Source organism: Streptomyces sp. NPDC091271, assembly GCF_044757505.1.
GTDB lineage: Bacteria > Actinomycetota > Actinomycetes > Streptomycetales > Streptomycetaceae > Streptomyces.
In genome coordinates, this window is sequence record NZ_JBIVVD010000006.1 from 356,593 (window position 1) to 369,340 (window position 12,748).

A 12,748-nucleotide genomic window follows, 5' to 3' on the forward strand; every position below is an offset into this window, starting at 1 on the left:
GGGAGGCCGGCCTTCCCTCGGATCAACGGGTCTCGATGACGACCGACTCGATCACCACGTCCTGGAGTGGGCGGTCGGTGCGCGGATTGGTCGGAGCCGCCGCGATGGCGTCCACGACCTTCTTGCCCGCCTCGCCGGCGACCTCGCCGAAGATCGTGTGCTTCCCGGTCAGCCAGGCGGTGGGCGACACGGTCACGAAGAACTGCGACCCGTTGGTGCCCGGTCCGGCGTTGGCCATCGCCAGCAGGTACGGCTTGTCGAACGCGAGGTCGGGGTGGAACTCGTCGCCGAACTCGTATCCGGGGCCGCCCGTGCCGTTGCCCAGCGGGTCGCCGCCCTGGATCATGAAACCGCTGATGACGCGGTGGAAGACAGTGCCGTCGTACAGCTTGTCGGTGGACTTCCGGCCGGTCTCCGGGTTGGTCCACTCGCGCTCGCCCTGGGCGAGCTCGACGAAGTTCTTGACCGTCTTGGGCGTGTGGTTCGGCAGCAGCCGGATCTCGATGTCGCCCAGACTGGTCTTCAAAGTGGCGTAAAGCTGCTCGGCCACGGTCTGCCTTCCGTAAGTCTCCGCTGATGACCACCGATCCTCGCACGGGGAACCCGGTCCACAGCGCGGTCACAGCACCGGGAAGGGCGGCACTCACCTTGTTGCTCGCTTTCCTGCACCTTTCCCACACTTCCTGCGGGATAAATGCGGCCAAGTGCCCGACGACACGAAGCGCGCGGACACGAACCGTGGCATCGTCTGCGACACGCTCCCCTTGCACCGTATTGCCAGAGAATGACGTTCATGACCCGGATGCCCGTCCCGCATGGCGCCCTAGGCGTCAGCGGGCATGATTTCGAATTGGGTGGATAGGCGGAGTACCTACCCGCCACCAATGAGGAGGATCCCGTGACCCGCATCGACAGCGTGCGCGCCGCAACCTACTCGGCGAAGGACAGCGCGCAGCACGCCGCGGAAGTGGTGGCGCCTTACGCCGACACGGCCAAGGAACAGGCCACGCACTACGCGCACGAGGCTCGTGCGCGGCTCGCGCCCAAGGTGTCGAAGGCAGCCGCGCAGGCCCGCGTCCAGTACGGCGCACACCTCGCACCGCGTATCGAACAGGCGCTCACCCATGTACCCCCCAAGGTCGACGAGGCAGCGCAGAAGGCCGCGGCCCGGACGCGCAACGCCGCCCGCACGGCGGCGGACTACACCGTGCCGCGCGTCGAGTACGCGGTGGCCGCAAGTCGCCCCATGGCCGAGGAGGCCACCGCCCGCAGCACCGCCGCACTGGCCGCTCTCCGCGGCCAGGTGACGGCCAAGGAGATCCAGAAGCTCGTCAGGAAGCATGAGCGCCGGGCCAAGGCGGGCCGGGCGTTCAAGGGCTTCCTCGTGCTGGGCGTCCTGGCCGGCGGGGCCTTCGCCGCCTGGAAGTGGTGGGACAAGCAGGCCAACCCGGACTGGCTGGTCGAGCCGCCCGCCCCCACCGAGGTGGGCGACGACCGCGCCCCCCTGACATCGGTCGACGGCAGCGGCTCGACCGTGCTCGACCCGGAGGTCCGCGCCAAGCAGGACGAGGCCGGTTCGGACACGGCGGAAGGCGACCACGACGACCGTCGCTGAGCACGCGGCGCACGGCGTGTGGGAGAGGGGCGCCGGAAGACCTCGCGGTCTTCCGGCGCCCTTCTCTCGTTTCACGTGAAACCGACAGGCGTACGCCCGGCCCCCGGACGTTCCCCGAACGAGACCCGGCCGCTCAGTGCACCGTCCTCACCCCGCCCGGCACGGCTCGGGGTGGTTGCTGCGAAGGCCCTCCAGGGCATGCTGCTCAGCTCGGTGGAAGTGAAGTCCCCGCGCGATCCGGAGGGCCTCGCGGTGGTGCTCCGCGGCCTCGCGGGGGCAGAGGAGCGCGGTCATCGCACGTCCCGCCGCGTTGCGGCACTCCGCCTGGGCCCAGAGATCGCCGAGCTCCTCCGCGACCCTGATGCCTGCCAGGCACAGGGAGCGGGCGGCGTCGTGGTCGCCCGCCTTCGCCTTCAAAGCGCCCAGGTATGCCTGGGACAGGGCTTCGGGCCGCTGGAGCCCGCGGTTGTCCCTGCTGAGGGCGAGGCCCGCCTCAAGGGAGAGCGACGCGGTGTGGGGGTGACCCAGCGCCTCGTGGACCAGCCCCAGCTCGACGAGGGTCATCGCCTCGGCCCCGCGGTGCGACTGCGACCGGATCAGCCGCAGGCAGCGGGAGTAGAGACGGTAGGCGGTGTCCGGCGCCCCCGAGTCGAGCTCGACCCGGCCCAGGGCGCCGTACGCGAGGGCGGTCCGCAGATGGTCGGTGCCCGCCGAGTAGAGCCGGATGGATTCCGTGAGGTGTCGGCGCGCCTCGTCCAGCGCGCCTGTGGTCCAGCGGGCCCGCCCCAGCTCCTCACGGGCGGCGGCCAGCAGATCCGGCCAGTCGTGGAGCTCGCTGAGCCGCAGGGCGCGCTGGACGTGCTGTTCCGCGGCGTCGACGAGACCCGCGGTGAGAGAGGCGTCGACGAGGCTGAGGGAGAGCTCGGTCTCCGCGCGCGGGTTCGCCCCGCGTTGCGCGGCCCGCAGCCCGGCCCTCGCGACGGTGAGCCACTCGGGGACCCGGGAACGGCGCTTGCAGGTCTCGCGCAGCATGCCCGCGAGTGTCCAGGCGGCGACGTAGGGGCCGTGCTCCGCGGTGTGCTCCACGGCGGCGGTGAGATTGCGCAGCTCGGCCTCCGCGTCCTCCTCCGAGACCGGCGCGTGCTCGGTGGCACGGGATTCCTGGCCCACCACGTGTATCCGGCCGACGCGGCCGTCGAGCACGGTCGCGACCTGTGTGTACCAGCCCATGAGGCGGTGCAGCGCTTCCTGCCGGGACTCGGCCGGCTCCTCGTCGCCGGCCCGCTTCCAGGCGTACTCGCGGAGCAGGTCGTGCGGGAAGCCGAAGCGGCCGGGCGCGTGCTGGACCAGGAGGTTCGCCGTGGTGAGCGCGTGGAGGGCCGGGCGGACGGCCGCCTCGTCCGCGCCGGTCAGGGCGGCCGCGGCCGCGTAGGTCAGATCGGACCCGGGGAGAAGGCCGAGGAGACGCAGGGTTCGGCGCCCCTGGTCGTCGAGGTGCTGGTAGGACAGATCGAGCGAGGCGCCCACGGACGCCCGCTCGTCGTCCGCCACGGAGGCTCCGGCCAGCGGTCCGGCGGCGGCGAGCTCCCTGGCCACAGACCTGAGGTCGAAGTGCGGTGCGACCGCGGATCCGGCCGCCACCACGCGCAGGGCCAGCGGAAGGTGGCCGCACAGCCGGGAGATCTCGGCGACCGCGGCGTCCGGCTCCCCGGTGGAACGCCGGCCGCCCAGCGCGCTTCTCAGCAGCTCCGCCGACTCCTCGGGGCTCAGCACCGGCAACACAATGCGTTGTGCGTCCTCGTGCACGGCCAGGCTGACCAGGGCACGGCGGCTGGTGACGAGGACGGCGCAGCCCGGCGCGCTGGGCAGCAGATGCCGTACGTGGTCGGCGTCGGCCGCGTTGTCCAGGACGATCAGGGTGCGACGGGCGGCGAGGACCGACCGGAAGAGCGCGCCGCGTTCGAGGCAGTCCGTCGGGACGTGCTGGGCCGCCACCCCCATCGCGCGCAGGAAGGAGCCGAGAACCTCGGACGAGTCGGCTGCGCCGAGGCGGTCGAACCCTCTCAGATCGATGAAGAGCTGACCGTCGGGGAAGTCGTCGGCCACCAGGTGGGCGCAGTGCACGGCCAGAGCGGTCTTACCGATCCCCGCCGTGCCCTCCACACAGACCACGGGCATCTTGCCGGAGCGCAGCAGCTCCGTGATGTGCTCGATCTCCCCCGCGCGCCCGGTGAAGTCCCTCACCGCGTTCGGCAATTGGTGTGGTGTCAGGGGAGCTTCCGGCGGCCGTTCCGCCGGAAGCACGGCGTTCAGGACGAACTGGTGCGCGTCCCTGAGCTCGGCTCCCGGCTCCACGCCGTACTCCTCGACCAGCCGTTCACGGATCCGCGCGTAGGCGTCCAGTGCCTCCACCTGGCGGCCGCTGTCGGCGAGCGTCCGCATCAGCAGGGCGTGCAGGCGCTCCCGGAGCGGGTGCTCGTTGATGAGGCGCACGAGTTCGGGCAGGTGGCGTTCGCCCTGCCCCAGCGAGACCTCCAGGGCGTACAGCTCCTCCTGGGCGGAGAACCAGCGTTCCTGGAATCTGTCGCGCTCCAGTTCGATACCGCGGCTCTCGGTTCCCTCGGCGAGCGGGCCGCGGGCCAGGGCGATGGCTCTGGCCAGGGTTTCGGCGGCGTCCGCCGGCCGGCCCGACTCGCTCAGGGCACGGGAGGCGGCGAACAGCTCCTCGAACTCCAGGAGATCGCAGTCGAACCCGCCGGGCGTGCCCAGCACGTAACCGGCTTCTGAATGGGTGAGCGGCAGGGAGTCCGGCAGGCAGCGCCGAAGACCCGATATGTACTTCTGGACGAGATTGAGGGCGTGGGCCGACGCGTCGTCACCCCAGACCATCGCGATGATCCGGTCGGCGGGAACGGGGCGCGGGCCGCCGAGCAGCAGAGCCACCAGCACCGCGCGCTGGCGGGGCGGTCCGAGCGGCAGTAATCGCCCGCCGACCAACGCTCTTAAGGAGCCCATCACTTCGAAACGTACGTGCGAGTCAATCATTTTCCCCCCGGTTAACGGTAAAGAGAGCGTAAGCCTCCTGCGGATCAGATCTCCTGGTATTAACAGGCTGTTTCGCGCCAGGCCGCCCCCCACCGGCCTTCCGAAGCAGTTCAGCGTCCCTTCCAGCGGCCCGTCAGCACCTCCGGCGAAGGTTCCGTCCCAGGAACCGACCCCGAACGAGACATCACGCAGACAGGTCCAGGAGGACTCCAGGCATGGCACTGCCCGTCAGCCGCTCGTCAGCACCCGAACCCGCTCCCGTCGGCGCCCCCGCGCCCGTGCCCCTCAGCTTCGACTCCACCCTCCCCCGCTCGGTGGTCCATCGGGCAGCCGTGGCCGAGGTCTTCGTCACGGACTCGGTGGAGACCGGGACGTCCGCACCCGGCGACACCACCCGTACCTTCGACGTCGCCGCCCAGCTGCCGCGCGGCCACCTCGTCGGCGAGCACCCGGCCGCGTACGACTTCCTCCTGCTCGTCGAGGTCCTGCGGCAGTCCGGGGTGTGTGTCGCGCACCGCCACCTCGACGTGGCGATAGACAGCGCGTTCATCTTCAGCGCGCTGAATTTCGACGTGCTCTCCCTGGAGGCGCTGCGCATAGGCGCCCGGCCGGCCCAGACCGTGCTGCACCTGTCCGTGCGGCCGGAGACGAACCGCGGCGGCCGCATTCTCGGCTTCGACTTCGACATCGTCGTGGAGCTCGACGGCACACCCACGCTCCGGGCGTCGGGCGGTCTGACGTTCGTCAGCCGCCGGGCGTACGGGATGCTCCGGGCCCAGGGCCTGGGGAAGGCGCGGGCGGCATCCGCCGCGCGCGCCCACCGGCCCGCTCCCGCCGCTCCCGCCACCGTGGGCCGCAGGGACATCCGGAACGTGGTGCTGACCGAGCCCGCCGTCGGTGTCGGCGGCGACGCCTCCGCGTTCCTGGTCGTCGACACCGCCCACCCGCACCTTTTCGACCACCAGCTGGACCATGTGCCCGGGAACCTCCAGCTGGAGGCCGCCCGGCAGCTCGCCGTGGCCTCGGTCGCACGACTGCACGGGCTGTCGCCGGTGGACCTGGTCGTGACGTCCGTGCGCGCCCGCTTCACCGACTTCGCCGAGCTCGGTCTCAGCACCCCGGTGACCGCCCATGTCGACGGCGTCCAGCACGCGGAGTCACTGGGCACCCTGACCGTCCCCGTCGAGGTGCGCCTCGGCCAGGGCGGCTCCTCGGTGAGCGAGGTCAATGTGGAGGTGGCCCAGTGGGCGTGACCGACGAGACCCGGTCGGCCGCGACCGCGTTCGCCGGCGCTCCCGCGGTCACGACGCTGGTCTGCGACTACGGGGGCGTCCTGACGAACCCGCTCGCCGAGACCTACGCGGTCTTCTCCGACAGCACCGGAATCCCGGTCGAGGACCTCCAGGTGGCCTTCGGCCGGTCCACCCGGCGGTACGGGGTGAGCCCCATGGCGGAACTGGAGACCGGCGCCATCGCCGAGGACGAACTCGTACGCCGTGTGCTGTCCGAGCTGGACACGGATCCCGGAGACGTTCTCCGGGGCCGCCCGTTCGGCGAGGTCTGGTTCCGCGGCAGGCGCACCAACGAGGAACTCACCGCCTTCCTCCGTACCGTCCGGGCGGCCGGCCACCGGGTCGGGCTGCTCACCAACAACGTCCGGGAGTGGGAGCCGCGCTGGCGCGCGACGCTCCCCGTCGCGGAGCTGTTCGACATCGTCGTCGACTCCTCCCGGGAGGGCGTGCGCAAGCCCGATCCCGAGATCTACCGGAGGCTCGTCGCCCGGCTCGGCGCCGACCCCGCCACCGTGCTCCTCCTGGACGACCTGGAGGAGAACTGCGCCGCCGCCCGGGCGCGGGGAATGCACGCGATCCGCTTCGACACGACGGACCAGGCCGTCCGGGACGTGGGCCGTCTGATGCGCCTGCCCGCTCTCGTCGACGAACCTTCCGGAGGTACCTCATGACCCGTTCGCCCACCCCTCAGGTGCTGATCGTCGGAGCCGGTCCCACCGGTCTCACCGCGGCCTGCACCCTGCTGCGGCACGGGGTCAAGGTCAGGGTCGTGGACCGCCGGCACGGACCCACCGGCGCCCCCAAGGCGCTGATCCTGTGGAGCGGAGCCCTTGAGGTGCTCGACCGGCTGGAGACGGCGGTCGCCATCGGTGAGCGGTCACTGCCTCTCAGCGGCGCTTCGTACTGGTCACGTGGCAGGAGGATCGCCGGACTCGGGTTCGGTGCTCTGAGCGGCACCCGCTTCCCCGGCCCCCTGTGCGTGCCGCAGCCCGTTACGGAGGAGCTGCTGTACGAGCGGCTGATCCAGCTGGGCGGCGCCGTCGAATGGTCGACGGAGGCCGAGTCGGTCACCGTGGCGGCCGAGGAGGCCACCGTCGAGCTGAAGGGCCCACGCGGGGACCGCGGCACGGCAACGGCCCGTTGGCTGATCGCCGCCGACGGTGCGCACAGCAAGGTGCGGGAAGTTCTCGGCATCCCCTTCGAAGGCAGCACGTACGCCCGTGACTTCCTCCTCGGTGACGGGGTGCTGGAGGCCGGAGGCCCCACCCGGCTGCCCGCCGCCGAGGCGCAGTACCACCTCACGCCCGACGGTGTGCTGGTCGTGGTCGCGCTGCCGGAGGGCGGCCACCGGGTCTTCTTCGACCTGCCGGCCGGCAGCGGCGAGGGCCCCCCGGACGACGCCGAGCTCCAGAGGCTGCTCGACGCACGCGGGCCCGGGGGCTGGACCCTGACCAGCACCGCCTGGACCAGCAGGTTCCGGGTGCACACCAAGGTCGCCGCGGCCTTCAGGTCGGGTCCGGTCTTCCTCGCGGGTGACGCGGCGCACTGCCACAGCCCGGCGGGCGGCCAGGGTCTCAACACCGGGGTCCAGGACGGCTACGACCTGGGCTGGAAGCTCGCGGCGGTCTGCGCGGGCGCGGAACCAGGCCTGCTCGACAGCTACGAGGCCGAGCGGCGGCCCAGCGCGGTCCGGGCCGTGGGCAACGCCGACCGGCAGACGAAGCTCTGGCTGCTGCGCTCGACGGTCTCCCGCTTCCTCCGGGACACCCTGCTCCGCAGGCTCTCGGCGAGCGGAGCACTGGAGAAGCGGCTCGTGCCCGAACTCGCGCAGGTCGACCTGGACCTGACCGCGAGTCCGATCGTCTCGGGAACCCCCTCGGACGGCGTCCGGCCGGGCCGCCGGGTCCCCGACACCGCGCTGTCCATGGTGTACGGGCGGGAGGCGGACAGCCTCCACGGTTACGTGGCCTCCGGGCGGCACACCGTCGTCGTGCTCGGCGTCTCGGGCACCGACACCGCCGCGGTGCGGGCGGCCGAGACGGCGGCGCGGCGTCACGCCGGCACGGCGAGCGGCAACGTCGACGTCCTGCTGATCCGCCCGGCCGACCGCGGCGACACCTTCTCCGTGCCCAGCGCGCTGCCCGCCCACGACGTCGCCGCCGGCCGGTACGGCACCACCACCCAGGCCCTGTACGTCCGGCCCGACGGCGTCGTCGGCGCCCGGGTGTCCCTCGACCGTCCGGGCCGCATCGCCGAGCTGCTCGCCAGGATCCCGGTCGGCGGTGAGCAGGGCCGTGTCCCGTACGTCTCCTGACACCCGCTCCGCGGGCCGGCGCCCCGGCCCCTGGTTCGTCCTCCTGTTCACCCTCCTCCTGGCGGCGAACTCCGCCGTCATCGGTGCGGATGTCGGCGACCGGCTGCTGGGCGGTGGCACGGACGACCCGTCCTCCACCTCCTCGCGCGCCGGTGCGCTGCTGGAGAAGCACCTCCCGTCGAGCGCCCCCGACCTGGTGCTGCTGGTCCGCGGTGAGGACGGTGCGGGCGTCGACAGCGAACAGGTGGCCGCGCAGGGCGCCCGGCTGGCCGAACGCCTCGCCTTCGAGCCCCGGGTCTCCGGCGTGGTCTCCTACTGGCAGACCGGCTCGGAGCGTCTGCGGTCCGCCGACCGTTCCGAGGCGCTGATCCTCGCGCACCTCGAAGGCGACGACGACACGGCCGCCGGAACCTACGACCGGCTGGCCCCGCGCTACCGGGGCAGCCCGCCGGACGCGGACGCGCTGGACGTCTCACTGGGCGGCAGCGTCGCCGTGCAGGAAGAGATCGAGACGACCATCGCGGCCGACCTGCTCACGGCCGAACTCATCGCGCTGCCGCTGACGCTGATCATCCTGGTGCTCGTCTTCGGCGGTGCCGTAGCGGCACTGCTGCCGCTCGGCGTCGGCGTCCTCGCCATCCTGGGCACCAATGCCGTGCTGCGTCTGCTGACCTCGGTCACCGAGGTCTCCGTCTTCGCGCAGAACCTCACCACCGCGCTCGGCCTGGGCCTGGCCATCGACTACGCGCTGCTCATCGTGCGGCGGTTCCGCGAGGAACTGCACCGGGGGGCCGACCCGCACACCGCGGTCCGTACGACGCTGCGCACGGCGGGCCGCGCGGTCCTCTTCTCCGCCCTGACCGTCGCGGTCTCGCTGGCCGCGATGCTGGTGTTCCCGCTGTACTTCCTGCGCTCCTTCGCCTACGCGGGCCTCAGCGTCGTGCTGCTGGCCGCCGCGGCGTCCCTCATCGTGCTGCCGGCGGTACTGCTCCTGCTGGGGCACCGCGTGGACGCGCTCCGCCTGCGCAGGAAGCCGCCGGCGATCCGGCAGGGGGGCGGCCTCGTCGAACGGGTGGTGCGCCGCCCGCTCCGGTACGCCGTCACCGTCACCGCCCTCCTCGTGGCCGCCGGAGTCCCCTTCCTCCAGGTCGAGTTCGGAACGGCCGACGACAGGCAGCTGCCCGCGTCCTCGGAGTCCCGCCTGGTCCAGGAGGCGATACGGGACGACTTCACCGCCAGCACGACCGGCGGGGTGGAGATCCTCGTCCGGGACGCGGAAGGACTCGGCCGGTACGCGGCGGAGATCTCCCGGCTCCCGCACGCCGCCGAGGTGGACACCCCGCTCGGCACCTACCGCGACGGCCGCAAGGAGGATGCCGCCACGCCCGCCGACGCCTCCCGCGCGGCCGACGGCCTGGCGCACCTGTCGGTGGTCCCGGAGAAGGGCGTGGAGGACGTGTCACCGGAGAGCCGGCGCCTCGTCGAGGGCGTACGGGCCGCCTCGTCCGGTTTCGAGCACCTCGCACCGCTCGCGGGCGGCCGGGCCGCTGTCCTGGAGGACAGCAAGCAGGCCATAGCCGACGGGCTGCCCGCCGCCGCACTGCTCATCGCGGGCACCTCCCTCCTGCTGGTCTTCCTGCTCACCGGGAGCCTGCTGATCCCGCTCCTCTCCGTGGCGTCGGGCGCGCTCAGCCTCACCGCCATGTTCGGGCTGGTGGTGTGGGTCTTCCAGGACGGCAATCTCTCCGGAGTCCTCGGGTTCACGCCCACCGGGACCATCGAGGCGACCTTGCCGGTGCTGATGTTCTGCATCGCCTTCGGCCTCTCCATGGACTACGGCGTCTTCCTGCTGTCCCGCATGAAGGAGGAGTACGACCGCACCGGCGATCCCCGGCTGGCCATCGTCACCGGCGCACGCCGTACGAGCGGCGTCATCACGGCGGCCGCACTGATCATCGCCGTGGTCTTCGTCGCCATCGGCACCTCCCAGATCACCAACAGCAAGATGCTCGGCCTGGGCGCCGCCCTCGCCGTTCTCGTGGACGCCACCGTGGTCCGGGGGCTTCTCATCCCCGCGGTCATGCGGCTCGGCGGCCGGGCCACCTGGTGGGCGCCCGCCCCGCTGGCCCGCTTCCAGCAGCGCTTCGGCCTGCGCGAGGAACCGGCCGTTCCGCCGTGCCCGGCCCACGAGACACCCACGGAACCCGTACTGGAGACAGCGAAATGAACACGCCTGAACCCGGCCCCCCGCGCGGCCGTGTGATGGTGACCGGTGCGACCGGTCTCCTCGGAACAGCCGTCGTCAGCCAACTCCTCGGCGAGGGTCGGGAGGTGACGGCTCTGGTCCGGGACGCCGGGAAGGCCGCCCGCCAGTTCCGTCCCCACCCGGGACTGACCGTCGTCACGGCCGACATCCTGCGGCCCGAGACCTACCGCGGGGCGCTGCCCGGCGTCGCCGCGGTGATCCACACCGCTGCGTACTTCCGCGAGTACTACCTCCCCGACGCCGACCTCCCCCGGCTCTTCGCCACCAACGTCGACGCCGTCACCACGCTCCTGCGGGAAGCAGTCGCCGCGGGGGTGCCCACCGTCGTCCAGACGAGCTCCGTCAACACCCTCGGCGCCGGGACGGCGGAGGAGCCCGCGAACGAGTCCGCCGGCCCGCCCCCGGGCTGGGAGCGCAACGCGTACCGCGCCAGCAAGGTCCGCGCGGAGGCCGCGGTCCGGGCCTTCGCGCAGGACCCCGAGTACGCGGGCCGGATCCGGGTCCCCCTCGTCCTGCCCGGCTGGATGTGGGGCCCGGCCGACGCGGGCCCCACCTCCGCGGGCCGGCTCTTCCTCGCCGTCGCCCGGCGCGGCATCAAAGCCGTGCCCCGGGCGGGCAACCACGTCGTGGACGCCCGCGACGTGGCGTACGCCCTGGTCAGGGCGGCCGACCAGGGCGAACACCTGCGGCGCTACATCGTCGCGGGCCGGTGGCGGTCCCTGTCGGGGACCTGCGCGGCGGTCGCCCACGCGACGGGAGTCCCGGCCCCCAGAGAGGTCCCGGCCCGGGCGGCGATCGCGTTCGCGACCGTCCTGGAGACCAAGGCGAGACTGCGCGGCACCCCGCCCGTCGCCACCCGTGAGGGCGTACGCGCCCTGCTCGACGGCGACCGGACCCGTATCACCTCAGCCCGGGCCCAGCGGGAGCTCGGTGTCACCTTCCGCCCGCTGGCCCGGACCCTCGCGGACACCGCCGCCTGGTACCACCGCGCGGGTCTGCTCGACCACGTCGTCCCAGAGGAGAGTGCTGCGTGATTCCCGCCATGACCAACCGGCTGCGGACCGTTCTGCTCGGTGCGGCGGCGGCGCTGCTGGCCGTCACCCCGGTGTACTGGACGAACGCCGTCGCGACATCGCCGGAGGCGCCCGCGGACCGCACGAACGCGGCGAGTGCCCCGGAGCGGAAGGCGTGGAAGCTCGACAAGGGCATATCCGATGTCCCCGTCAGTTTCACCGTCCGGAACATCAACAGGACGAAGGCCTCCTGCCCGGTCGACGGCCGGACGTACACCGTCCGCGGCCACCTCACCGCTCCCACCCGTCTGCTGGAGGGCGAAGGGGCGGACAAAGCCGTCACCCTCTACCAGCACGGCATCGCCGCGGGCGAGTGGTACTGGCGGGTCGAGGCCGACGGCTACCACCACGCGGAAGAGCTGGCCGCACGGGGCCACGCCTCGCTGACCATCGACCGCATCGGTTACGACAGCAGTGACACCCTCGACGGCCTCGCCACCTGCATCGGCGGGCAGGCCGACATCACGCACCAGATCGTCCAGCAGCTCCGCAAGGGGACCTACCGGAGCGGGGGCGCGAAGGGGAGCGGCGAAGAGGCCACCGCGTTCGGCAAGGTCTTCCTCGCCGGTCAGTCCAACGGCGGCCAGATCGCGCAGATCGCCGCCTACTCCTTCCGCGACATCGACGGCCTCGTCCTCATGGACTGGACGGACCGCGGACTCACCCCGCAGGCCAACGCCCGCTTCTTCTCCTCCCTCCAGACCTGCCTCCGGGGCGGGACCAAGGGGTACGTCTACTACGACCTGGGGCCCGCCGAATTCAGGTCCGGCAACTTCCACGACACGGATCCGGCCGTCCTCGACCTGGCCGTGCCGCACCAGAACCGCCACCCCTGCGGCGACATGGTCTCCCAGCTCGGCGCGGTCCTCGTCGATCTCCGGGAGCTGAAGACCATCACCGTGCCCGTCCTCTTCATGTACGGCGAGAAGGACGCGCGCGTGGAGGGCGGCGAGGAGCACCGCGCGCTCTTCACCGGCGCCGAGGACACCCAGCTGATCGACATCCCGAAGGCCGGCCACTACATGGGCATGGCACGCCAGGCCCCGCTGGTCCACGACACCCTCGCCGAGTGGCTCGACCGGCGCTGAACCGGCTCGGAACCCCCGCGCGCGGCGGTCCCGCCCGTGCCTCACACGTCCTCGT

9 protein-coding genes are annotated in these 12,748 nt (G+C 72.3%); 7 read left to right on the forward strand and 2 right to left on the reverse strand.

All coding sequences use genetic code 11. From position 1 onward, the window contains the following. Nucleotides 1-22: 22 nt before the first annotated feature. Nucleotides 23-550, reverse strand: a complete 528-nt coding sequence (locus tag ACIQM3_RS25730; RefSeq protein WP_401627945.1) for a peptidylprolyl isomerase — start codon at nt 548-550, stop codon at nt 23-25. Between the two features lie 348 nt (nt 551-898). On the opposite strand from ACIQM3_RS25730, the gene ACIQM3_RS25735 reads away from it, so the two are divergent. Then, nucleotides 899-1,615, forward strand: coding sequence for a DUF5324 family protein (locus ACIQM3_RS25735; protein ID WP_401627947.1), 717 nt, complete (start codon nt 899-901; stop codon nt 1,613-1,615). A 147-nt stretch (nt 1,616-1,762) separates the two neighbouring features. On the opposite strand, the gene ACIQM3_RS25740 is transcribed toward ACIQM3_RS25735, so the two are convergent. After that, the gene (locus tag ACIQM3_RS25740) at nt 1,763-4,660 is read right to left on the reverse strand and encodes a BTAD domain-containing putative transcriptional regulator (RefSeq protein ID WP_401627948.1); all 2,898 of its coding nucleotides are present in this window, start codon (nt 4,658-4,660) and stop codon (nt 1,763-1,765) included. A 215-nt stretch (nt 4,661-4,875) separates the two neighbouring features. On the opposite strand from ACIQM3_RS25740, the gene ACIQM3_RS25745 reads away from it, so the two are divergent. Genes ACIQM3_RS25745 through ACIQM3_RS25770 form a run of 6 tightly spaced genes read left to right on the forward strand, consistent with a single transcriptional unit; the run spans nt 4,876 to nt 12,693 of the window. Continuing rightward, nucleotides 4,876-5,913, forward strand: coding sequence for a ScbA/BarX family gamma-butyrolactone biosynthesis protein (locus ACIQM3_RS25745; protein WP_401627950.1), 1,038 nt, complete (start codon nt 4,876-4,878; stop codon nt 5,911-5,913). Further along, a complete protein-coding gene (locus ACIQM3_RS25750) occupies nt 5,910-6,623 on the forward strand; it encodes an HAD family hydrolase (protein WP_401627952.1) in 714 nt (237 codons plus the stop codon). Before ACIQM3_RS25745 ends, ACIQM3_RS25750 begins: the two co-directional genes overlap by 4 nt. After that, nucleotides 6,620-8,266: an FAD-dependent monooxygenase gene (locus ACIQM3_RS25755; RefSeq protein WP_401627953.1), complete on the forward strand. Its 1,647-nt coding sequence runs from the start codon at nt 6,620-6,622 to the stop codon at nt 8,264-8,266. Before ACIQM3_RS25750 ends, ACIQM3_RS25755 begins: the two co-directional genes overlap by 4 nt. Further along, nucleotides 8,235-10,493 (forward strand): MMPL family transporter, encoded by a 2,259-nt coding sequence (locus tag ACIQM3_RS25760; protein ID WP_401627955.1) that lies wholly within the window; start codon nt 8,235-8,237, stop codon nt 10,491-10,493. The genes ACIQM3_RS25755 and ACIQM3_RS25760 overlap by 32 nt, the downstream gene beginning before the upstream one ends. Further along, nucleotides 10,490-11,566 carry an NAD-dependent epimerase/dehydratase family protein gene (locus ACIQM3_RS25765; protein WP_401627957.1) on the forward strand — a complete coding sequence of 359 codons (1,077 nt, stop codon included), beginning with the start codon at nt 10,490-10,492 and terminating at the stop codon, nt 11,564-11,566. The genes ACIQM3_RS25760 and ACIQM3_RS25765 overlap by 4 nt, the downstream gene beginning before the upstream one ends. Next, entirely contained in the window at nt 11,563-12,693 is a 1,131-nt protein-coding gene (locus ACIQM3_RS25770) for an alpha/beta hydrolase (RefSeq protein WP_401627959.1), read from the forward strand. The genes ACIQM3_RS25765 and ACIQM3_RS25770 overlap by 4 nt, the downstream gene beginning before the upstream one ends. Nucleotides 12,694-12,748: the final 55 nt, after the last annotated feature.

Coding starts and splice junctions, on each gene's coding strand:
- ACIQM3_RS25740 (WP_401627948.1), bottom strand. CDS start 4,660: ATGATTGACTCGCACGTACGTTTCGAAGTGATGGGCTCCTTAAGAGCG.
- ACIQM3_RS25765 (WP_401627957.1), top strand. CDS start 10,490: ATGAACACGCCTGAACCCGGCCCCCCGCGCGGCCGTGTGATGGTGACC.
- ACIQM3_RS25745 (WP_401627950.1), top strand. CDS start 4,876: ATGGCACTGCCCGTCAGCCGCTCGTCAGCACCCGAACCCGCTCCCGTC.
- ACIQM3_RS25755 (WP_401627953.1), top strand. CDS start 6,620: ATGACCCGTTCGCCCACCCCTCAGGTGCTGATCGTCGGAGCCGGTCCC.